The sequence below is a fragment of the Pantoea sp. PNA 14-12 genome (genome assembly GCF_004364735.1).
In the GTDB taxonomy this organism is placed as follows: Bacteria; Pseudomonadota; Gammaproteobacteria; order Enterobacterales; family Enterobacteriaceae; genus Pantoea; species Pantoea stewartii.
This window is the reverse complement of the sequence record NZ_SOAJ01000001.1, coordinates 1,099,324-1,122,122: the sequence shown is the minus strand read 5'-3', so window position 1 is coordinate 1,122,122 and position 22,799 is coordinate 1,099,324. Positions and strand designations below refer to the sequence as shown.

Sequence of the window (22,799 nt, the reverse complement as noted above, 5' to 3'; positions counted from 1 at the left end):
TGGAAAACAGGATGCAGATAATAGCAGTTTTCTCAGCGGATAAAACAGCGCGGGCCAGATGACCTGGCCCTGGCGGGGTTTACTGCATTGCAGCCTGCGACGGCACACTGTGACGACGCCACGCACCCGGAGCAACACCATACTGACGCTTGAAGCTGCGGTTGAACGACTGCTGCGAGTCAAAGCCCAGCGAAATGGCTACGTTCAGAATAGGTTCGTTGGTGCTGGTCAGGCGATCCGCTGATTTTTTCAATTTTTTCATACGGATATATTCACCCAGTGGATAGCCTGTGTGCTCTTTAAACATCCGTTGCAGGTGCCATTTTGAGTAGCCCGCGCGCTCAGAAACCGTATCGAGATCGAGGCGTGCTTCAATATTGTTGTCAATCCAGTTAATCAGATCGTGAATAAAAGCGTTACTCATCATTTGTCTTCTCCGGTCGCGACAGCGAACAGTATTAGTATCAGTTGCAGTTACACTTAAAGCGTGACTGACAATGCCATTTAATGCAAGTTTAATTAATACATTAAATGCCGCACATTTTATGGGGACTTACCTCATGCCCTGTCAGGCTGGATGCTGGCCGATAAATCATCGCTCATCAGACCGCACATAAAGTGTATCAGTTATTCTTGCAGTTCTCAGACACACAAGCCTACACTCCTCGCGATAAATTGCAACCATAGAAGTTGCAAATATTGGCCTGCGGGCTTTACTTCACTGTTCATCGCGGAATCACAACAATGATAAGCAACTGGGTTCGTCAGGGAGTTACCCTGCTGGGGATGGGACTGGTCATCAGTCAGTTAAGTGGATGTGACACGGGTCAGGCGAACAGCGCCCCGCCGCCGCCGCCCGAGGTGAGTGCGGCTGTGGTGGTGACAAAACCGGTCAGTCAGTGGGACAGCTTTAATGGCCGCATAGAAACGGTTGAAAGCGTCCAACTGCGTCCACGGGTTTCAGGCTACATCACCACGGTTAATTACCATGAAGGGAATGAGGTGAAAAAGGGTCAGGTCCTGTTCACCATTGACGACCGTAGCTACCGCACCGCACTGGATCAGGCGAGAGCCTCGCTGGCGCGTGCGCGGAGTCAGGCCAGCCTGACCCGCAGTGAATCGGCGCGCACAGAAAAACTGCTCGGTACTCAGGCGGTATCACGTGAGATGTGGGAGCAACGACGCGCCAGCGCCAGCCAGGCGCAGGCCGATGTGCAGGCCGCCGAGTCGGCTGTGGCCATGGCCCAACTGAATCTGGATTTTACCCGCGTCACGGCGCCCATTGACGGCCGCGCTAGCCGGGCCATGATCACCGCAGGAAACCTGGTAACCGCCGGGGACAGCGCCAGCGTTCTGACGACGCTGGTCTCGCAAGACAAGATGGTGGTCTATTTCGACGTCGATGAAACTACCTTCCTGCACTACCAGGCCATGGCGCGTCAGGGCCAGCAACGTCATGCCCTGCCCGTCGAGGTTGCGCTGGCAGGCGAACAGGGTTACCCGCACCGGGGTAACGTCGACTTCCTGGATAACCAACTCAACGCCAGCACCGGCACCATTCGCATGCGTGCGCAGCTGGATAACCATCAGCGTATCTTTACGCCTGGCCTTTTTGCGCGCGTTCGCCTGCCGGGTCGTGCGACCTTCAACGCCCTGTTAATTGACGATAAAGCCGTGCTGACCGACCAGGATCGCAAATATGTTTATATCGTTGATGCTCAGGGGAAAGCGCAGCGCCGCGACATTAAGCCTGGTGCCATGGCTGACGGACTGCGTATCGTCGAGGCCGGTTTGCAGGCGGGCGACCGGGTCATCGTTGCCGGACTGCAAAAAGTGTTTATGCCCGGAATGCCGGTGACGGCCAAAACTGTCGATATGGCCGCTACCGCCGCTCAATAACCCGAGGTTGATATGGATTTTTCCCGCTTTTTTATTGATCGGCCAATCTTTGCCGCCGTGCTGTCGGTATTGATTTTCATGACCGGCCTGATCGCCATACCGTTATTGCCCATCAGTGAGTATCCCGACGTGGTGCCGCCGAGCGTGCAGGTGCGCGCCGAATACCCCGGCGCGAACCCAAAGGTCATTGCCGATTCCGTGGCGACCCCGCTGGAAGAAGCGATTAACGGCGTCGAAAACATGATGTACATGAAGTCCGTCGCCGGTTCGGATGGCGTGCTGGTGACCACCGTGACGTTTCGTCCCGGCACCGATCCGGACCAGGCGCAGGTTCAGGTACAAAACCGTGTCGCTCAGGCGGAAGCGCGACTGCCTGAAGACGTGCGCCGGCTGGGCATTACGACGCTAAAAATGTCCCCTACGCTGACCTTAGTGGTGCATCTGTTTTCGCCGGGCAGTACCTATGATTCTCTTTACCTGCGGAATTACGCCACGCTGAAAGTGAAAGACGAACTGGCCCGCCTGCCAGGCGTCGGGCAGATCCAGATCTTTGGTGCAGGCGAATATGCCATGCGCGTCTGGCTGGATCCCAATAAGGTGGCCGCACGCGGCCTGACCGCCGCCGACGTCGTCAGCGCAATGCAGGAGCAGAACGTGCAGGTTTCTGCCGGGCAGCTTGGTGCGGAACCGCTGAAAAAGCAGAGCGATTTTCTGCTGTCGATCAACATGCAGGGCCGGCTCGAAAATGAGCAGCAGTTCGGCGATATCATTTTAAAAACCGCTGAGGACGGTTCGCTGGTGCGGCTGCGCGATGTGGCACGCATCGAAATGGGTGCGGGCAGCTATGCGTTGCGTTCGCAGCTGAACAATAAAGATGCCGTCGGCATTGGTATTTTTCAGGCCCCCGGGGCCAACGCGATCGATCTTTCCAATGCGGTGCGAGCCAAAATGGATGAGCTGGCCACCCGCTTCCCTGACGATGTGAAATGGGCAGCGCCCTACGATCCCACTGTGTTTGTGCGCGACTCCATCAAGGCCGTGGTCCAGACTCTGCTGGAGGCAGTCTTTCTGGTCGTGCTGGTGGTGATTCTGTTCCTGCAAACCTGGCGGGCCTCGATCATTCCGCTGCTGGCGGTCCCTGTTTCCGTGGTGGGCACGTTCAGCGTGCTTTACCTGCTCGGTTTCTCGCTTAACACCCTGAGCCTGTTCGGTCTGGTGCTGGCCATCGGTATCGTGGTGGATGATGCCATCGTGGTGGTGGAAAACGTTGAGCGCAATATTGAGATGGGTCTGTCACCCAAAGCGGCGGCGCATCAGGCCATGCGCGAAGTATCGGGGCCGATTATCGCTATCGCGCTCGTGCTCTGTGCCGTGTTTGTGCCGATGGCGTTTCTGTCGGGCGTCACCGGTCAGTTTTACAAGCAGTTTGCCACCACCATTGCCATTTCGACCGTCATCTCTGCCATCAACTCGCTGACCTTATCGCCTGCGCTGGCAGCAATGTTGCTTAAGGATCACCAGGCCGCCAAAGACAGGCCCACGCGCCTGATCGACTGGCTGTTTGGCTGGATTTTCCGCCCGTTTAACCGTTTCTTTCACCGCACGGCCCATGGCTACGAGTCGATGGTAGCGAAAACCCTGCGGCGGCGCGGCGCGGTGTTTGGCGTGTATCTGGTGTTACTGGCGGGTGCCGGCTGGATGTTCCATGCCGTACCGGGCGGATTTATCCCCACACAGGATAAGCTTTACCTGATTGGCGGCGTGAAAATGCCGGAAGGATCGTCGCTGGCGCGCACGGATGAGGTCATCCGGCAGATGAGTGAAATCGGTCTGCAAACGGAAGGCGTGGCCTATGCGGTTGCCTTTCCGGGCCTGAATGCGCTGCAGTTTACCAATACGCCGAACAGCGGCACGGTGTTTTTCGGCCTGAAACCTTTCAGTGAACGTAAGCGCACGGCGGCGGAGATTAACGCGGACATCAATGCAAAAATCGCCCGTATTCAGCAGGGGTTTGGCTTCTCCATTATGCCGCCACCGATTCTGGGTCTGGGCCAGGGTTCGGGCTATTCGCTTTACGTGCAGGATCGGGCCGGATTGGGCTATGGCGCACTGCAAAACGCGATTAATACACTCTCCGGCGCGGTAATGCAGACGCCGGGCATGCACTTCCCCATCTCGTCTTATCAGGCCAACGTACCGCAACTGGATGTGCAGGTTGACCGTGATAAGGCCAAGGCACAGGGCGTGGCGCTGACGGATTTGTTCAGTACGCTGCAAACCTACCTGGGGTCGTCCTATGTTAACGACTTTAACCGCTTTGGCCGGACCTGGCGGGTGATGGCACAGGCAGATGGCGAATTTCGTGACAGCGTGGAGGACATTGCCAACCTGCGTACCCGCAACGATCGTGGCGAGATGGTGCCCATCGGCAGCATGGTGCATATCACCACCACTTACGGGCCCGATCCGGTTATTCGTTACAACGGCTATCCGGCGGCGGACCTGATCGGTGATGCGGACCCTCGGGTACTGTCCTCCGCCCAGGCGATGCGCCAGCTTGAGGCGATGTCCGGCCAGCTGTTGCCGAACGGCATGAACATCGAATGGACCGACCTCAGCTACCAGCAGGCGACGCAGGGCAATACCGCGCTGATTGTTTTCCCGGTGGCGGTGTTACTGGCCTTCCTGGTGCTGGCCGCGCTGTATGAGAGCTGGACGTTACCGCTGGCGGTGATCCTGATTGTGCCGGTTACCATGCTGTCGGCCCTGCTGGGCGTGTGGTTAACAGGTGGAGACAACAACGTCTTTGTGCAGGTCGGTCTGGTGGTGCTGATGGGCCTGGCCTGTAAGAACGCCATTCTGATTGTGGAGTTTGCGCGCGAACTGGAGATGCAGGGTAAAGGGATTGTCGACGCCGCGCTTGAGGCCTGTCGGTTACGTCTGCGCCCTATCGTGATGACCTCTATCGCCTTTATCGCCGGAACTATTCCGTTGATTCTGGGGGAAGGCGCAGGCGCGGAAGTCCGCGGCGTGACGGGCGTCACGGTGTTCTCCGGTATGTTAGGCGTGACGCTGTTTGGCCTGTTTTTAACGCCGGTGTTTTATGTGGCGCTGCGTAAGCTGGTGACGCGTAACGCCGCGCACCCGGTTACGGAACACGCGCAGTAATGCGTGTGCCCCGACGATCCTGCGGACGTCGGGGCACTGCCTCTCAACGTCAGTATATACAACGCCTGACCCGTGCCCTGGCGGAGCCGGTTAGCATTTATTTTATTTAAAAGGCGTTGTGCGAGCGCGGACGGGATAACTGAGTACGGGTGTTCGTCAGAGACAGACAGAGAGGACGTGACGGTGAAACCTGCCGATGATGAATGCAACACCCTCGCACGTGATGGTCGTCAGTTTACATAAGACGTAAAAAAAGCCGCATCAGCGGCTTTTTTTGCAGTCGGTATCCGGTTCCGTCACCTCAGGCTCAGGCACGGCGGTGCAGTTGCTGGTGTCGTGGGTTTTCAGCTCATTTAACGCGTCGGCGACGGTGCGCTTCGCGAGTACCGCCAGTGATGCCTGCTCGGCTTCCTCGGCAATCGATTTAAAATACCAGCACAGGTTGGCGCTGACCAGGCAACGCGGTGCCACATCCGGGCGAGCCGCCCAGAGTTTTTTATCATCTGTCACAGAGACATAAATATCACGCAGCGTGATTTCGGCTGCGGGTCTGCCCAAATGAATGGAACCCGTACGACCCAGCGTGGACACGATAATGCCATCACGGGTTAATGGCACCATTAACTTACGTATAAAGCTCGGGTTTGCTTCAAGCCCGTAAGCGAGAATCGCGCTGGTAGAGCGTTTTCCCATTTGCTCCGCCACCGCCACACTCAGAACCATTTGCAAAGCTGTCGGGAAGCGATAATCAAGCATCTTTGTATCCTGAATTGCGGTGCATTCTTGTTGTTATATAGCCGCCTAAGTGAACCAACAAACAGGGATGAATATAACAAACACTGTCACTTTTTAGAAGCAACCCACCCGCCACAAGGCACATATTCCCCACCCGGAAGCCCGCGACCGCACAAGGTGCTTATTTGCCCAGCGGTAGCGGACAGCATTAGCGCACAGATGGCGCTGGCGCTGGAAGCCGCTTTTTCAGTGCCACCACCAGCAGCAGATTTATCACTGCCAGTGTGCACAGTAACCACAGCGTGGCTTTGGGCCCCAACGTCGCAAACACATAGCCCACGCCTAACGGCGTTACCGCCTGCCCCATTAACGCCGGACGCGCCATCCGGCCTGCCAGTACCGCGTACGCTTCAGGTTTTACCATCATCAGCGGCAAAGTGCCGCGCACAATGGCGCGTAAGCCGTTTCCCGCACCGTAAAAGATCATACTTAACAGGGCCAGTTGCGGAAACAGCGCCAGCAACAACAACCCCAGCGCCACCAGCCCCACCGAAAAAAAAGTGGTCCAGATGGGATGGCCCCCTTTAAAGGCCATATCAATGAGACGGGATGCCACCTGGCACGGCCCCAGCAGCGTACTGATTGCCAGCGCCGCCGCCATGCTGTAACCACTGGCCTGCAACAGAGTGATAAGCTGCACCGAAATGGCCGTCATAATCACCGAGGCCAGCGTGAAAATGGCGCACAACAGGTAAAACAAGACTGCGGGCAAATCCGGCGCTGTGCCGGGTGCGCTTTTACGTTTGACGGGTGAGATAAGATGGCCTTTGGGCAAAGCATAAAAATAGGCCGGTAAGACGCTGACCAGCAACAGCGCGGCGATGGCGAAACACGCGCCCCGCCAGTTCAGCCAGTGAATAAGCAGCGCGGTGGCAGGCCAGACCACGCTGGTACAAAAACCGGAAATCAGGGTTATGCCGGTAATGGCGCTGCGTGCCTGCCCACCATAGCGGGTGCCCAGCGTCGCAAACAGCGCATCATACAGCCCCATCGCCATGCCGATGCCGATGATGACCCAGGCCAGTAAAAACACCGGTAAGTGATGGCTGAATCCCATAAGGGTAAGCCCTGCCGCCATCACGATGCCATTGAGTGCCAGCATCAGGCGACCGCCCGTGCGTGCAATAAGGTGGCCACAGCGCGGAGCGAGCAACCCAGACACTAAAATGCCCAGCGATAACGCGCCGTAAACCCACTGTTGCGACCATCCGGTTTCTGCTACAACAGGCGCGGCCATGACCGCCATCAGATAAAACGAACCGCCCCAGGAGAGGATCTGAACCAGGCCCAGCGTGACAATTTGCGTGACACCCGGCTTTTTAATCACGTCCATGTTGAGGATCCGTTAGCAAACAAAGTGTTTTTATAACATGTTCAGCTAAAAGGAAAAATGCCGCCGTTGGCTTTACCGCTTTTTTACGCCCCCCAACGGTCCGGTTACCAACGCGCCCCAGCGGGATTTCTTCTCCCTGTGGTGGTAGAGCACACGCAGCTAAGGCGATAAGGACATTCAAAATGTGCTGTTGCCCTGCCGCACAGTTAATCGCCCGGCAGGGTGTGAAAAAATCAGCAACCAAAATGAAAAGGCGCGTTACGCTCAGGTCTGAGGCGAAGCGGGACGCGCGGCGTGATGTCGTTGCCCGTCTGAACCGGCTTGTGCGTTCCGTTAGCACCGGTGGTGAATTCGGCTATTCTGACTCATGGCTGACAGGACACGGCATAAAGAGGAAGATGCCAGGCCGGGCTGGAAAGCCACGCAAGGAGTAAAAGGCTGAATGCACCGCCTTTCAGATATCGACGAACCGGACTTATTAACCCCTATCCAGGAAGCAACGATGGCCCCTTCCCTGCCCCTGCTCGATGCGCAGGATGTCACCTTTTCACACGGCGGCAGACAGCTATTGCAGCCGGTCTCTTTACAGCTGTCGCCGGGCGACGTTGTCGTGCTCACTGGTGCCTCCGGCAGTGGCAAAAGTACCTTCCTGAAGATCCTTGCCTCTCTGTTAACACCAACGACCGGAGAGATCCGCTTTCAGGGCCGCGATATCGCCACGCTCAGGGCCGAGGAATACCGTCAGCAGGTCTCGTACTGTTTTCAGACGCCACAGCTTTTCGGTCAGACGGTTTATGACAACCTTGCCCTGCCCTGGCTACTTCGCCGCCAGACGCCACCACAGGCGAAACTCAAGGCGGCGCTGGAGAGCGTTAATCTCTCACCGGATATGCTGAATGCTGCGATTGAGCCCCTCTCTGGCGGCGAAAAGCAGCGCATTGGGCTGCTGCGCCATCTGCAGTTTGTGCCGGCCGTGCTGTTACTTGACGAAGTGACCAGCGCGCTAGATGAAGAAAACAGCCTGACGGTACAGTCGCTGATCAGGCGGCTTGTCGCAGAACACCCGATGGCCGTCGTCTGGATAAGTCACGATGTTAACGACATACAGCAGGCAGAGCATGTGCTTCGCCTCACGTCACCTGACAGGGAGAAGATGAATGCATCAGACAACAATAAGTGACAACTCGCTACTGCTGTCGCTGGTTCTGGTCCTGATGGCGTTGCTTATCAGCCAGAAAGAGAAGCTTGGCATGAGCAAAGATATTCTGTGGAGCGTGAGCCGCGCGATCGTTCAACTGGCCATCGTAGGCTATGTCCTCAAGTCGGTCTTTGATGTGAATAACGGCGGGCTGACCGTGCTGATGGTGCTGTTTATCTGCGTCAATGCGGCGCTTAATGCCCGTAAGCGCAGCCGTAACATCGGTAATGCCTTTGTGATTTCGTTCGTTGCGATCGCGAGTGGCACCGCCATTACGCTGACCATTCTGGTCATGAGCGGTGCAATCGCCTTTCTGCCTATGCAGGTCATTCCGGTTTCCGGCATGATTGCCGGCAATGCCATGGTTGCTGTGGGGCTGTGTTACAGCAACCTGAACCAGCGCTTCAGCGACAATGCCCAAAAAATTCAGGAGATGCTGAGCCTTGGCGCGCCAGTCAAACTGGCCTCGCAGCGAATCCTTGCCGACAGCATTCGCGCCGCGATGATCCCCACCGTTGATGCCGCCAAAACTGTTGGTCTGGTGAGTTTACCCGGCATGATGTCCGGGCTGATCTTTGCGGGTGTAGACCCGCTTAAGGCGATTAAGTACCAGATTATGGTTACGTTTATGCTGCTTGGCACAGCCAGTTTATCGACCATCATCGCCGTCTATTTGTCGTATCGTCGTTTTTTCACGGCCCGAGCGCAGTTGAAAGTCTTAGCGAAGTGATGTTTCAGGCACCACGTCACGTTACCGACGCGGTGTGTTCTTCATTCATGGGTGGGGTTAACGGTCAGGCACTGACTGAACGAGATCCCCCCTGTTTGTGAGGGAGAAAATGCGCGTTGCCGCTGACATATCATGCCCGCCTGAGGATACCCTGCGCTTACCGCTGTGGTGTTTATGGCAGCCGCAAGGCGGGCCTCTTTCTTGAGAACGTGTTTCCACTCATTCAGCGGGCTGAACAGATGAACGCGGCGAATGACGATTAAGGTTTTATTAATCTTGCGCGGGGAAAATGGCCCTTGTCCTCTCTTACCACCGAGCCCACGCGCTGATGAATACTTTGCTGGAAACCTATAATCAGGATCTGTTCCTTACCATTAATGCCCTTCCCGGCACGCCCGGCTGGCTCATCGATTTTGCGACATTCAGCGCAGAGTATCTGATCTTTCTGCTGCCGCTTATGCTGCTGATTTACTGGTTTACAGGTGGGCGCGCAGAACGCGAAACCGCCCTGTTTGCCATCGTAACGGCCATCACAGGGCTGACACTGAATTTTCTCTGTTCAGCATTCTATTTTCATCCGCGCCCTTTTATGATTCGGCTGGGTCATCTGTGGATCGATCACGCTGCGGATACGTCATTTCCCAGCGACCACGGCACGCTGTTTTTCAGTATCACGCTGGCATTATGGGCCAGGGGTAACTGGGGCTCCGGTGGCATTCTCACGCTCGTCTCACTGCTGGTTGCCTGGTCACGCATCTTTCTCGGGGTTCACTTCCCACTGGATATGGCAGGCGCGCTCGTTGTAGCGGCCGTAGCCGTGATCATCGTAACCCTGTTCTGGCGCAAAAAAGGCGAAACGCTGCTGTCATGTTGCGAAGCCGTATCAATATGTTTATTCAGCCTGCTCCCGGAACGGATTTATCAGTTGTTCAGCCGACATTCGTAATCCTGCGCCGCTTAACCCCGGTGCCTGAAGGCGGCGAGAGCGCCCGCCAGGCACCGAATAACCTTTTTTGGTTTTGTCACCGTAGGTGACCAGCCGCTTCCCGCCGGTTCTGTCTACGCTGGTGACGATGGTAATGCACCCTGTCCCGCGTGGAGCTGTCACTCGCTTTTTTCTGGTGGGCCCCATCGCACCCTGTGCTATCTTCGCCCTGCTTATGCCACAGACCGCACCATTTCAGAAAGCCTGTTTAGTATGTTGTAACTATAAAGACGTTTGCAGCAGCGCGATCTTTCTGCCACATTGAGCATGTTGTAACTACAGGAGAGACTGCGGTGCGTTATGATTTAGTCACAGATATGCAGCAGTGCGTCAAGGATCTCGAAGAAGCCCTGGGAGCATTACGGCAGCAGATTGAGGCGCAGCCGCTGTTAATCGCCCGGGTCTTCAGTCTGCCCCCGATTGAAAAAGGGCATGAACACGATGCGATTACTCAGATTGCCGTGGAGCAGCACCTGGGCACAGAGGCGCGGGAGCGGGCGCTCAACCACTATTGCCGTCTGTTCATGCAGCACCAGTCAGAAAAGCTCAGCACTAAAGCCGCCGTGCGCCTGCCGGGTGCGCTCTGCATCGAATGCAGCGAGCAAGACACGCAGCAGCTTACCGCGTTTATCAACAGCATCAACCAGCTGAAAGCCCGTCTTGAGCACATGATCACCGTGGAGTCCGGTCTGCCTTCCGAAGCCCGGTTCGAATTTGTGCATCAGCATTTGCGTGGCTTAATTACCCTGAATGCTTACCGGACCATCACCGCCCTTCCCGCGCCAGAGAGTGTGCGCTTTGGCTGGGCAAACAAGCAGGTCATTAAGAACGTTAAACGGGACGAGATCATCGCCCAACTGGAAAAGAGTCTGAAGGCTGGCCGTGCCCAGGCTCCCTGGACACGCGAGCAGTGGGCGGAAAAAGTGCAGCAGGAACTGGCGGATGTACGCGCCCTGCCCGCATCCGCGCGCCTGAAGATTAAACGTCCGGTGAAAGTGCAGCCGGTTGCGCGCATCTGGCGTGCGGAAGAGAAAAAGCAAACGCAGCTTGCCTGCCCGTCACCTATTCTTGTGCTGTGCCGGGATCGCACCCAGGTGCCAAAGTTAGGTGAGCTGCTGAATTACGATGCAGAGGCGATTACGCATCGCTATAAACCCGCCGCAGAACCCCTGCATTTGCTGATCCCACGCCTGCATCTCTGGGTGGACTGCCCGGTGTGATATCAGGGCCTGTGCAGGCCCTGACAGACCTGATTTACGACTTCATGCTGCCCACCATGTCTTCCGGACGCACCCAGGCATCAAACTCCGCTTCCGTCAGATAGCCCAGCTTCAGCGCCGAAGCTTTCAGCGTTAAGCCTTGTTTGTGGGCCTGTTTGGCAATTTCAGCGGCCTTGTCATAACCGATGTGCGTATTCAGCGCGGTGACCAGCATCAGCGACTCGTTGAGCAACTGATCAATACGCTCACGCACCGGTTCGATACCGACAGCGCAGTGGTGATTGAAACTGTCCATCCCATCCGCCAGTAAACGAACGGACTGCAGGAAGTTATGGATAATCATCGGACGATAAACGTTCAGTTCGAAGTTGCCTGATGCGCCCCCCATGTTAATCGCCACGTCATTACCCATGACCTGACAGCACAACATTGTCATCGCTTCACACTGGGTGGGGTTAACCTTGCCCGGCATGATGGAGCTGCCGGGTTCGTTTTCCGGGATAGCAATTTCGCCGATACCACAGCGCGGACCGGATGACAGCCAGCGGACATCATTAGCAATCTTCATCAGTGAAGCCGCAAGGCCTTTCAGCGCACCGTGTGCATGCACCAGCGCGTCGCAGGTGGCCAGGGCTTCAAACTTATTAGGGGCGGTCACAAACGGCTGCTCTGTCAGTTCCGCCAGGGCTTTCGCCACACGCACGGCATATTCAGGATGGGTATTCAGGCCGGTTCCCACCGCGGTGCCGCCCAGCGCCAGCTCGGCCAGATGCGGAATGCTCTGCTCAATATGTTTAAGGTTGTGCTCCAGCATGGCGACCCAGCCGGAGATCTCCTGACCGAGCGTGAGCGGCGTGGCGTCCTGCAGATGGGTACGGCCAATTTTAACGATGTCTTTAAAGGCGTCAGATTTGGCACGCAGGGTTTGCTTCAGGACGTTCAGTTGGGGAATCAGGTGCTCACGTACCGCAATGACCGCCGCAACGTGCATCGCCGTCGGGAAGACATCGTTTGAACTCTGGCTTTTATTAACGTCATCGTTGGGATGCACCAGGCGGGACATGCCGCGCTCACCGCCCAGCAGCTCACTCGCACGGTTGGCCAACACTTCATTCATGTTCATGTTGGTCTGGGTGCCGGAGCCGGTCTGCCAGATCGCCAGTGGGAATTCATCGCTGTGTTTATCCGCCAGCACTTCATCAGCGGCCTGAATAATCGCCTCCGCCCGCTCCGCAGGCAGTAAGCCTAAATCCCGGTTAACGCTGGCGGCCGCGCGTTTGGTCATCGCCAGCGCGTGCACCAGCGCTACCGGCATCTTCTCTGTTGAGATACGGAAATGCTCCAGGGAGCGCTGTGTCTGTGCGCCCCAAAGTTTATCAGCCGGTACATCAATTGGCCCCATTGAATCTTTTTCAACGCGATTGGCTGCCATGACTTTCTCCTTTCACCGTTTTAAATAAACCCTTCGTTCACGCGCGGGTGTTCGGTACGCATGAAGCAGATAAACTCATACAAATTTTTAACATCATCCGAGCTTAGCATCCTTCTTGCGCTGGATATGTATTTTCCATGTCAGTTTCTGCTTTAATAAGCGCAATATTCCCATGCCAGAAAGGCAGTGAAATGAAAAAGATGAGTAATGCGGTGCAATATTATGCCTGGGGGAGCAAGACGGCATTAACCTCCCTGTATGGCATCGCCAATCCTGAAGACTTACCGATGGCGGAACTGTGGATGGGGGCGCATCCTAAAAGCCCGTCCGCCGTTGACGTTGAGGGGCAATCCCGCTCGTTACGCGATGTCATCGCGGCCCATCCGTCGCAGATGCTGGGCGATGCCGTGGCAAAACGCTTTGGCGAACTGCCCTTTTTATTTAAAGTGCTGTGTGCCGATCAGCCGCTCTCAATTCAGGTGCACCCCAGCAAATCCGCCGCCGAAGAGGGGTTTGCGCGTGAAAATGCCGCCTCTGTACCGCTCAGTTCGCCTGAGCGTAACTATAAAGATGCCAACCATAAACCGGAGCTGGTGTACGCCTTAACGCCGTTTAAAGCCATCAATGGGTTTCGCGAGCGCAACGAGATGGTGACACTGCTCACCCCAGTGGCGGACGCGCATCCAGAGATCGCGCATTTCCTGCGCCAGCCCAGCCCCGACAACCTGGCGCAACTGTTTTCAACCCTGCTGTCGCTTCAACAGGACGAAAAAGCGCAGGCGTTAACCGTACTGAAAAACGTCGTCAGTCAGCAGACAGGCGAACCCTGGCAAACCATTCATGAGATTGCGGAATACTATCCGGATGACAGCGGGTTATTCTCGCCGCTGCTGCTCAATGTGATTACTCTGCAGCCCGGACAGGCGATGTTCCTGTTTGCGGAAACGCCGCATGCTTATCTGCATGGCGTGGCGCTGGAGGTCATGGCCAACTCCGATAACGTTTTGCGCGCTGGCCTGACGCCAAAATATATTGATATTCCGGAACTGATGGCCAACCTCAAATTTGACGAAAAGCCGGCCAGCCAGCTTCTTACACAACCGGAGATACAGCAGGATGGCGAGTATTTTCCCATTCCGGTAGACGACTTTGCTTTCTCCATTCATACGGTGAATGCGCAGCCGCTTACCCTGCATCAGGAAAGCGCGGCACTGCTGTTTTGTATTGAAGGTGAGGCCACCGTCACCAATCGCCAGCAGCAACTGGCGCTAAAACCCGGCGAGTCCTGTTTCGTGGCCGCCACCGATGCGCCAGTGTCACTCACCGGCCAGGGCCGGGTGGCGCGCGTGTATAACACGTTTAACTGAGACGGCTGACGCCATTGCGCTTAACTGCTATTATTTCAAACTATTAGCTAAAATGCCTGCGGGCGCTTCTTCACCCGCTGTCTGTGACACGGGTGAAATCAAGGATAAGGACGATTCAGCAATGAAAAAGACTCAAGTTGCCGTTGGTGTGGTAGTCGCTCTGGGCGTAGTCTGGACAGGCGCGGCGTGGTTTACCGGCAAAAAGCTGGAAAGCAATATGGATCAAATGATTCAAAATGCTAACGCTCAGTTAACCACCCTGGCGCCCAACAGTCGTCTGAAAGTCAGCTATCAGGATTATCAACGCGGCATTTTCAGCAGCAAAATGAATGTGGTTATCCAGGCCAGCTCTCAGACCGAAGATAATCCTCTGCTCAAGCCCGGCCAGAGCATCATCCTGAACGAGCAGATCGACCACGGCCCGTTCCCCTTCGCACAGCTGAAAAAAGCCAACCTGATCCCCAGCATGGCGTCCGTGCATACCACGCTGACCAATACCGATGCGGTCAAAAAGCTGTTTGAACTGACCAACAACCAGTCGTTTATCAACGCCGAAACGCGTGTGGGTTACAGCGGCAGCACCGACACCGCAATAAAAATTCTGCCCATCGATTATCAAAATGCGCAAACAGCGCAACGCTTAGCCACCAGCGGCGGCACGCTGAATATCAGCGCAGACAACAAAGGCGATAAAGTGGGCCTGGACAGTGACATCGACAGCATTGCCATCACCACCAAAAATCAGGTCGATCAGCCGGTGATGTTTACGCTGAACGGCCTGAAGCTGAAAGCGGATACGCATCTCACCAACGAAGGCGTACGCATTGGCGATCAGTCCATCAGCGTGGATAAAGTGGCCGCCGCAGTCAGCGGTCAGGACGCGGTTATTCTTAACAAGATGGTCGGTGATTCCTCTTTTGATAATCAGTCCGGCAAAATCAATGGCGACATTAATTACAAAATTGACGGCGTTGAGGTGCAGAAGCAGAACCTGGGTCAGTTCGCATTAAAAATGAAGCTGTCACAGTTTGATGCGCAAAGCGTTAAAGCGTTCTCGGATAACTACAACGCTCAGCTGACCACCCTGATGAACCAGCCTGGCGTGGAAGACGATCCGGTGCGTTTCCAGAACGGTGTGCGCGCGATCCTGCTGAACAATTTGCCGACCCTGCTGAAAGGGGCCCCGTCCATCAGCATCGCACCACTGAGCTGGAAGAACGATAAAGGCGAGAGCACCTTCAACCTGAATGCCCACTTTAACGATCCGTCCACGGTGACAGGCGAACCGCAGACGCTGGCGGCATCCGTTGATCGCGTGCTGAAAACGCTGGATCTGAAGCTGTCTGTCAACATGCCGATGGCGACGGAAACCATGCGCCATATTGGCCTGGCTGAAGGTTATCAGGCTGACGACGCGCAGAAACTGGCCGATCAGCAGGTTAAAGGGCTGGCAGCGATGGGCCAGATGTTCCGTCTGACACAAACGCAGGACAACAACATCGTTACCAGCCTGCAGTATGCCAACGGTCAGGTGAACATGAACGGCGATAAGATGTCGCTGGAGCAGTTCATGTCACGCTATATGCTTGGCGTCCCGACAAACGAAGGCATGCCGCAATAAGGTTAACCTTTTCGATCAAGGCGGCCCTGGCCGCCTTTTTTACGTCACTGCATCGCCCGCTTTTCTCTCCCGATTCGCTCTCATCAGGCGGCCTGCGCCGCGTTCCCGTTTATAAAGTGAACAGTTAACCCCTGCCTTTCACACTTGTTGCGCAAATCACTGGCGTTGTTGCGCAAGATATTTTTATAATGCTCTGCACTTTACAGATATCCAGACGAGTGCACTCCATGATTGATTCAACGCTTCCCCTTACCGACATTCACCGCCACCTTGATGGCAACATCCGTGCACAAACCATCCTTGATTTAGGCCGCCAGTTTAACCTGACCTTACCGGCTGATACGCTGGACACCCTGCGTCCGCATGTTCAGGTCACCGAAACGCAACCGGATCTGGTCAGCTTTCTGCAAAAGCTGGACTGGGGCGTGAAAGTGCTGGGCGATCTTGACGCCTGTCAGCGTATCGCGCGTGAGAACGTCGAGGATGCCGCCCGCGCCGGGATTCACTATGCCGAGCTGCGCTTTTCACCCGGCTATATGGCGATGACCCACCATCTGCCGATTGCCGGTGTGGTTGAGGCGGTGATTGATGGCGTAAAGGCCGGCTGCCAGCAGCATGATATCACCGTGCGCTTAACGGGCATCATGAGCCGGACTTTTGGCGAACAGGCCTGTCTGGATGAACTGAACGGCTTCCTCGCCCATCGCGACCATATTACCGCCGTGGATTTGGCCGGGGATGAACTCGGTGCGCCGGGTCACCGTTTTCTGAGCCACTTCCGTCGCGCCCGGGAGGCCGGTTTTCATATTACCGTGCATGCCGGTGAAGCCGCAGGCCCGGAAAGTATCTGGCAGGCGATTCGTGATCTGGGCGCTGAACGCATCGGTCATGGTGTGAAGGCTATTGAAGATCGCGCGCTGATGGACTATCTGGCGGAAAACGGTATTGGTATCGAATCCTGCCTGACCTCCAATATCCAGACCAGCACCGTCGCCTCGCTGGCGCAGCATCCGCTGAAAATGTTCCTGGAGCATGGCGTGCTGGCGACCATCAACACCGACGATCCCGCCGTACAGGGCATTGAGCTGGCGCATGAGTACCTGCATGCCGCCCCGGCTGCGGGACTGAGCCAGGCGCAAATGCGTCAGGCACAGGACAACGGCCTGACTATCGCGTTTTTAAGCGCGGCAGAAAAAGCCGCCATCCGGGCGAAAGTGCAGTAAGCATAAAAAAGGCCGCGTTATTCGCGGCCTTTTTAGCGCTGAAAGCGCTTATTTCAGCGACATGGTCTGGCGTTTTTCCGCCGACTGCAGCCCCAGCTCAATCAGTTCCATGACCTGAATGGCTTCTTCCGCCGTCACCGGATTCGCCCCGCGCCCGGTAATGGCATCACGAATCGCAGCGTAATAGGCGGGATAGTTGCCCGGCTGTGTCAGGACGGTTTTTTCATTCAGCGCGTCGCCCTCCACCTGGGTCAGCGTACCGTCACGCATGTCGTAACCCCAGTTCTCGCCCGGCGGGAAATCCCCCGCTTTCAGCCGATCTTCCTGCGGGTCCAGACCGTATTTGACGTAACTGCCCCGCGTACCGTGCACGGTATAGCGTGCGGATTCGGCCGCCACCAGCATGCTGGCGTGCAGCACCACCCGGCGCTGTGGATAGGTCAGCGTCGCATGAAAATAGTCGGTGGTCTGGGCACCCGGCCGCATTTCCGCCAGATCAACGTTAATCGCCACCGGCGGGCCAAACAGCTGTAGCGCCTGATCCAGCAGGTGCGGTCCCAGATCATACCAAATGCCGCTGCCCGCCCCTTTCATCTCGCGCCAGCGCTGCCGTACTTCCAGACGGAAACGGTCAAAGTGCGATTCAAAATAACGCACCTCACCCAGCTCACCCGCTGCCAGTAAGCCTTTCAGCGTCAGGAAATCACTGTCCCAACGGCGGTTATGGAATACGGATAACAGCAGCCCTTTGGCTTTAGCTAAGGCATCCAGCTCGCGCGCCTGTGACAACGTCACGGTGAACGGTTTGTCCACCACGACGTGCTTGCCTGCGTTGAGTGCGGCTTTAGCCAGAGGGAAGTGCGTATCATTCGGTGTAGGGATAACAATCAGATCTAACGTAGGATCGTCGAACAGGGCCTGGGGCCCGGCGACGACCTGCACGGCGGGCCAGTCGGCATGGACTTTGCTGGCATCGCTGCTGGAGATGGCAGCCAGTTCAACCTCCGGCGTGCCCGCGATCAGGGGCGCGTGGAAGGTTTTGCTGGCAAAGCCATAGCCGATGAGTCCTACTCGCAGTTTCTCGCTCATTCCTTTTCCTCATTAATCGCTAACCAGACTGATTTAAGACTAATAGTCGGGTCAGGACAAGGAGGATTCCCCTTAAAATCAGGAGACTGAGCGCCGTGCACCGTTCCAGGCGCTCTGACTGGCCAGATTATCGTGTACGTCCTGATTGCGGCGGCGGAAATCACTCGGGCTGACACCGACGCGCTTACGGAAGACGCGCGAAAAATAGAGCTGATCGTCGTAGCCCACTTCACGCCCAATGCTCGCGATGGGTTCCTGCGTGGTTTGCAGCAGCAACTTAGCGCGAATGACGCGCTGATCTTCCCGCCAGCGAAGCAGGTTCACGCCCATTTGCTCGCGGAACAGGTGCGCCAGCCGCGAAGGTGACAGACACACATGGCGCGCCACTTCCTCGATTTTGACCTCGCTGGCCAGATGATTATTCACATACTGGCAGGCTTCGATGATACGGGGATCGCGGATTTGCTGATGGTTACGTGGATCTTCTTCCACTGCCCGTAACAACAGCCGTTCCAGCAAATTCATTGCCAGTTCTTCGGCAAAACGACGCGATGAGTTGTGGGTTTGTTCAATAGTGGCAAACAGGCGATCAAATTCGCCCCGCAGTGACTCCGGTAAGCGCAGCCGACCGACGCCTTCCTGTTCATCCTGCCAGCGCAGCCAGTCATGCCAGTACGCGCGCGGACGAAAATAGACCCAGCGGTGAAACCACTGCGGACTGTCGGGCGCCCGACCATAATAGTGAGCCGTTTTTGGCTGGAACAGCAGCATTTCACCCGGTTCACAGTCAAAGGCCTTTTCGCCGTCGAACACCCGCCCTTTGCCTTTGATGGTCAGGTTGAGAATATAGCCCTTCATGCCGTGTGGGCGATCAATAAAGAAATCCAGCGGACCATCCGCGGTGATCGGGGTTAATCCCGCCACCAGCCAGGCATTAAACGCGTATCCGGGCAGCAAAGGGTTCTGCTGCTCTGCCGGTAATTCACGGTGATACATACTGTCCTCACTTCGTCGTTGATTGATCACGCGCGGACACCTTTCGCGTCCGCGGGAAGGTTTCACGCCAAATCAGACTTTATTCTTTTGTTTGTAGCGGTCGAATATCACCGCTGCCAACAGTATCAAACCCCGCACAACATACTGTGAGAATGGCGAGATATTTAATAAATTCATCGCATTCTCAACGGTGCCCAGAATCAGTACCCCGGCGATCACATAGGAGATTTTGCCGATGCCGCCCTTCAGTGACACGCCGCCCAGTACGCAGGCCGAGATGACCACCAGTTCATAACCAATTGAGGTCATGGGCTGACCGCTGGTCATGCGTGACGCCAGGATGATGCCCGCCGCCGCAGAAACCAGGCCAGAGAGAATAAAGATAATGATGCGGGTACGCACAACCGGCACGCCCGCCAGCCGTGCAGCCTCTTCATTCCCGCCAATCGCCAGCGTGTTGCGGCCAAAGGTGGTTTTGTTCAACAGGAAGGCGAAGATCACCATGGTACCCAGCGTGATCCAGATGGGCGCAGGCACGCCCAGCCAGTTGGCGAAGCCCAGTACGAAGAAGCGCTCGTCTTCGATGCCCACCGCTTTACCGTCCGAGAAGATATAGGCCAGACCGCGCACAATCTGCATGGTCGCCAGCGTGGTAATCAGGGCGTTGATTTTCAGTCGGGCGATAACAAACCCATTGATAAATCCGGTGATGACACCGAGTAACAGCCCGGCCGCCACCCCCAGCCAGAGGCTCTCGCTCATATTGATCACCACGGCGGTGACCACGCCCGCGCAGGCAATCACCGAGGCCACCGACAGGTCAAAATCGCCGGAGGCCAGGCAGAACAGCATACCGCAGGCCACCATGCCGGACATCGACATGGCCAGCCCCAGGCCTTTCATGTTGATAAAAGAGCCAAAGTTAGGGACAAAGACCGCACAGGCGATGAACAGCAGGGCAAACACCACCAGCATGCCAAAGTTGTCCCAGACGCGCCCAAAATGCACACCCCGGCGAGGGGCGGCTGGCGGCGTATTTGATGTCGTGGAAGAAGTCACGGTACTCTCCTGTCAGGCCACGGCGGCCGCATGTGTCGTTTTAGGCATGGCCAGGCTCAGCGTCAGCTGCTCTGTGGCCTCGTCATGCAGTAATTCCCCGGCGACCGCCCCTTCGCGCATCACGATAATGCGGTCGGCCAGGCCCATCACTTCCGGGAGATCGCTGGAGGCAAACAGCACCGCAATGCCGTTGTTCGCCAGCTGGTAAATCAGATTATAAATTTCGTGTTTAGCCCCGACATCAATGCCGCGGGTAGGCTCGTCCAGCAAAATCACCTTGATCTCCTCGGACAACCAGCGGCCAAGAATGGCTTTTTGCTGGTTACCGCCGGACAGGTTCATGATCAACTGGTCAGCGCTGGGCGTTTTGATTTTGAGGGAACGGATATGGCTGTCGGCATTCTTCACCTCCCAGCCGTTTTTGATCAGGCAACCGGCGGTGAGGTTATGACGGCGGGCGCTGATGTTGATGTTGTCGCGCACCGAATGCACCGGAATAATGCCTTCGGCTTTGCGATCTTCAGGGCACAGCATCACGCCCGCCCGAATCGCATCAATTGGCGCCGTCACGTTAAGGGGTTCCCCGTCCAGCAGAATGCGGCCACCGCGCAGGCGCGTGGCACCAAACAGCCCTTTCAGCAGTTCGGTGCGTCCCGCGCCCACCAGACCAAACAGGCCGACAATTTCCCCGGCATGCACATTCAGCGAGATTGGCGCTCTGACGCCCTTCGCCTCTACGTCCTGTAGCGCCAGCCGTACCGGGCCTTTTTCCCGCGGCGCGTAGCCGTAGATATCACCCAGATTACGTCCGACCATCGCCTGTACCAGATCGTCGTGATGCGTATTGGCCATGTCCGTAAAGGTGCGCACATAGCGCCCGTCTTTAAACACGGTGATGGCGTCACTGAGGGCAAAAATCTCTTCCATACGGTGCGAGACATACAGCACCACGCGCCCTTCCGCGCGCAACTGGCGGATCACCCGAAACAGATTGTCGATTTCGCGTGCGGACAGCGAGCTGGTTGGCTCATCAAAGGCAATGATGCGCGCGTTACGGGCCAGCGCTTTGGCAATCTCAACCATCTGCCACTGGCCCAGCGACAGGTATTTCAGCGGCATGTCCGGATCGATATCCATACCTAAATTTTTCAGTTGCAGCCCGGCTTCGTAACGCAGCAGCTTGCGGTTCACCAGGCCATGTTTATGCGGCAACTGACCCAGATAGATATTCTCCGCCACGCTCATTTCGGGCACTAAATGCAGTTCCTGGTAGATAATGGCGACACCCGCATCCAGCGCATCCGTGGTGTGCTGGAAATTCATCGGCTTGCCTTTGATGCGAATCTCGCCGCCACTGGGCAGATAGCTGCCGCTGAGGATTTTAAGCAGTGTCGATTTACCGGCACCGTTTTCCCCCATCAGCGCGTGCACCTGACCGCCATGGCATTCAAATGAAATATCCTGCAGCGCTTTCACGCCGGGAAAAGTTTTACTGATGCCATGAAACGACAGAAAGGCTGAATCAGTGTTCATGGTGTCTCCAATAGATGGCTGTGAGGAATCGGGGCACCTGACGCTCAGGCTGAATACCGTCGCGGTGTTCAGCCATGCTTTCCTGATGACCCGATGGTGTTATCCGTACTGCCTGTTATTACATCAACCCTTTCTTCGCCAGCTCGGTTTTGAAGTTGTCACGCGTAATCAACACGACGTCTGTCACTTCGGTGAATTTCGGTGGCTCCTGTCCTTTGCTTACCCAGTTGTAGAGCATCTGGCTGCTCTTATAGCCATGGATGTCCGGACTTGGCAGCAGTGAGCCATAGAAGCCGGTCGCGTTGGCTTTTGACAGTTCGCTGACGGCGTCGACGCCGTTGATACCGATACCGATCACGTCAGCGGCTTTAAAGCCCTGACCTTCGGTCGCACGCACGCCGCCCAGCACGGTGTTGTCGTTCATACCGACAATCAGCCAGTGCTTCACTTCAGGGTGCTGAACCAGCAGGGAGTTACCGGCATCAAATGCGCCGGGGATGTCATTCGATTTGGTCGGGACCTGATAGATCTGTTTTTCCGGGAAGCCGGCCGCTTTCAGGGCATCCATCGAACCACCGGTACGACGACGCGCGGTATCCAGTTCGTTGGCGGTGATCGCCATCACGGCGGTGTCTTTGACATCCCAGCCGCGTTTCTGCATTTCTTTATACAGTTCCTGTCCCTGACGTTCGCCAATTTTGGTCGCGGCCATCATGACCAGCGGTACGCTGTCCATCGGCTTGCCTTTGGCGTTCACAAACTGATCGTCCACGGCGATCACCTTCAGGCCATAACCGCGCGCCTTTGCCATGATGGCGGAGCCGAGTTTGGGATCCGGTGTGCAGATCACGAAGCCTTTTGCGCCATTCGCGGCCAGGCTGTCGATAGCGTTAAGGGTTTTTTCGCCGTCCGGAACGGCAATTTTGATCACCTCAAAGCCCAGGTCTTTACCGGCTTTATCCGCAAATTTCCATTCGGTCTGGAACCAGGGTTCTTCCGGCTGCTTCACCAGAAAACCCAGCTTCATGGTCTCGGCGATAGCTGATTGTGACATAACCGCTGCCAGCCCGATGGCTGCCAGCGCTTTAGTGAATTTATGCATGATGCTCTCCGGCGCTAGTGGTTTTATCGCTGTTAAATACGAATCGGTG

At 56.2% G+C, this 22,799-nt stretch carries 18 protein-coding genes; 9 read left to right on the top strand and 9 right to left on the bottom strand.

Features of this window, described 5'->3' with window-relative positions; genetic code table 11:
• Positions 1 to 79: 79 nt before the first annotated feature.
• Complete coding sequence (locus tag C7434_RS05360) at positions 80 to 427, bottom strand: helix-turn-helix domain-containing protein (RefSeq protein ID WP_006119087.1); 348 nt, start codon at positions 425 to 427, stop codon at positions 80 to 82.
• A 317-nt stretch (positions 428 to 744) separates the two neighbouring features.
• Here C7434_RS05360 and C7434_RS05350 point away from each other — a divergent pair, with 317 nt between their 5' ends.
• Together C7434_RS05350 and oqxB are read left to right on the top strand one after the other, a co-directional pair.
• Positions 745 to 1,899 (top strand): efflux RND transporter periplasmic adaptor subunit, encoded by a 1,155-nt coding sequence (locus tag C7434_RS05350; RefSeq protein ID WP_133745209.1) that lies wholly within the window; start codon positions 745 to 747, stop codon positions 1,897 to 1,899.
• Between the two features lie 12 nt (positions 1,900 to 1,911).
• Positions 1,912 to 5,067 carry a multidrug efflux RND transporter permease subunit OqxB gene (gene oqxB / locus C7434_RS05345; RefSeq protein WP_033741317.1) on the top strand — a complete coding sequence of 1,052 codons (3,156 nt, stop codon included), beginning with the start codon at positions 1,912 to 1,914 and terminating at the stop codon, positions 5,065 to 5,067.
• 261 nt (positions 5,068 to 5,328) lie between these two features.
• On the opposite strand, the gene C7434_RS05340 is transcribed toward oqxB, so the two are convergent.
• On the bottom strand, positions 5,329 to 5,823 hold the full coding sequence (locus C7434_RS05340) for an Rrf2 family transcriptional regulator (RefSeq protein WP_006119082.1): 495 nt from the start codon (positions 5,821 to 5,823) through the stop codon (positions 5,329 to 5,331).
• Between the two features lie 187 nt (positions 5,824 to 6,010).
• On the bottom strand, positions 6,011 to 7,195 hold the full coding sequence (locus C7434_RS05335) for an MFS transporter (protein WP_039340446.1): 1,185 nt from the start codon (positions 7,193 to 7,195) through the stop codon (positions 6,011 to 6,013).
• A gap of 502 nt (positions 7,196 to 7,697) precedes the next feature.
• Between C7434_RS05335 and C7434_RS05330 the strand changes: the two genes are divergently transcribed.
• From C7434_RS05330 to tus, 4 genes are all read left to right on the top strand, one after another.
• Complete coding sequence (locus C7434_RS05330) at positions 7,698 to 8,375, top strand: ATP-binding cassette domain-containing protein (protein ID WP_033741475.1); 678 nt, start codon at positions 7,698 to 7,700, stop codon at positions 8,373 to 8,375.
• Entirely contained in the window at positions 8,353 to 9,123 is a 771-nt protein-coding gene (gene fetB, locus C7434_RS05325; protein ID WP_033741314.1) for an iron export ABC transporter permease subunit FetB, read from the top strand. Before C7434_RS05330 ends, fetB begins: the two co-directional genes overlap by 23 nt.
• A gap of 328 nt (positions 9,124 to 9,451) precedes the next feature.
• Positions 9,452 to 10,069, top strand: a complete 618-nt coding sequence (locus C7434_RS05320; RefSeq protein ID WP_033741313.1) for an undecaprenyl-diphosphatase — start codon at positions 9,452 to 9,454, stop codon at positions 10,067 to 10,069.
• A 356-nt stretch (positions 10,070 to 10,425) separates the two neighbouring features.
• Positions 10,426 to 11,328 (top strand): DNA replication terminus site-binding protein, encoded by a 903-nt coding sequence (gene tus, locus C7434_RS05315; protein WP_033741473.1) that lies wholly within the window; start codon positions 10,426 to 10,428, stop codon positions 11,326 to 11,328.
• Positions 11,329 to 11,362: 34 nt separating this feature from the next.
• Here tus and fumC read toward each other — a convergent pair whose 3' ends face one another.
• Positions 11,363 to 12,760 (bottom strand): class II fumarate hydratase, encoded by a 1,398-nt coding sequence (fumC, locus tag C7434_RS05310; protein ID WP_006119076.1) that lies wholly within the window; start codon positions 12,758 to 12,760, stop codon positions 11,363 to 11,365.
• A gap of 191 nt (positions 12,761 to 12,951) precedes the next feature.
• On the opposite strand from fumC, the gene manA reads away from it, so the two are divergent.
• The 3 genes from manA (at position 12,952) to add (ending at position 16,971) form a co-directional block, all read left to right on the top strand.
• Positions 12,952 to 14,127, top strand: coding sequence for a mannose-6-phosphate isomerase (gene manA, locus C7434_RS05305; protein ID WP_033741310.1), 1,176 nt, complete (start codon positions 12,952 to 12,954; stop codon positions 14,125 to 14,127).
• 121 nt (positions 14,128 to 14,248) lie between these two features.
• Complete coding sequence (locus C7434_RS05300) at positions 14,249 to 15,748, top strand: YdgA family protein (RefSeq protein WP_006119074.1); 1,500 nt, start codon at positions 14,249 to 14,251, stop codon at positions 15,746 to 15,748.
• Positions 15,749 to 15,975: 227 nt separating this feature from the next.
• The gene (add, locus tag C7434_RS05295) at positions 15,976 to 16,971 is read left to right on the top strand and encodes an adenosine deaminase (RefSeq protein WP_033741308.1); all 996 of its coding nucleotides are present in this window, start codon (positions 15,976 to 15,978) and stop codon (positions 16,969 to 16,971) included.
• Positions 16,972 to 17,019: 48 nt separating this feature from the next.
• On the opposite strand, the gene C7434_RS05290 is transcribed toward add, so the two are convergent.
• The 5 genes from C7434_RS05290 to C7434_RS05270 all read right to left on the bottom strand — a co-directional run bounded on the left by C7434_RS05290 (position 17,020) and on the right by C7434_RS05270 (position 22,750).
• Positions 17,020 to 18,060, bottom strand: coding sequence for an oxidoreductase (locus C7434_RS05290; RefSeq protein ID WP_033741306.1), 1,041 nt, complete (start codon positions 18,058 to 18,060; stop codon positions 17,020 to 17,022).
• Between the two features lie 78 nt (positions 18,061 to 18,138).
• Positions 18,139 to 19,056 (bottom strand): arabinose operon transcriptional regulator AraC, encoded by a 918-nt coding sequence (araC, locus tag C7434_RS05285; protein ID WP_006119067.1) that lies wholly within the window; start codon positions 19,054 to 19,056, stop codon positions 18,139 to 18,141.
• 72 nt (positions 19,057 to 19,128) lie between these two features.
• Positions 19,129 to 20,115: an L-arabinose ABC transporter permease AraH gene (araH, locus tag C7434_RS05280; RefSeq protein WP_033741305.1), complete on the bottom strand. Its 987-nt coding sequence runs from the start codon at positions 20,113 to 20,115 to the stop codon at positions 19,129 to 19,131.
• A gap of 12 nt (positions 20,116 to 20,127) precedes the next feature.
• Complete coding sequence (araG, locus tag C7434_RS05275; RefSeq protein WP_033741304.1) at positions 20,128 to 21,648, bottom strand: L-arabinose ABC transporter ATP-binding protein AraG; 1,521 nt, start codon at positions 21,646 to 21,648, stop codon at positions 20,128 to 20,130.
• Between the two features lie 118 nt (positions 21,649 to 21,766).
• Positions 21,767 to 22,750, bottom strand: a complete 984-nt coding sequence (locus tag C7434_RS05270; protein WP_006119064.1) for an arabinose ABC transporter substrate-binding protein — start codon at positions 22,748 to 22,750, stop codon at positions 21,767 to 21,769.
• Positions 22,751 to 22,799 lie beyond the last annotated feature (49 nt).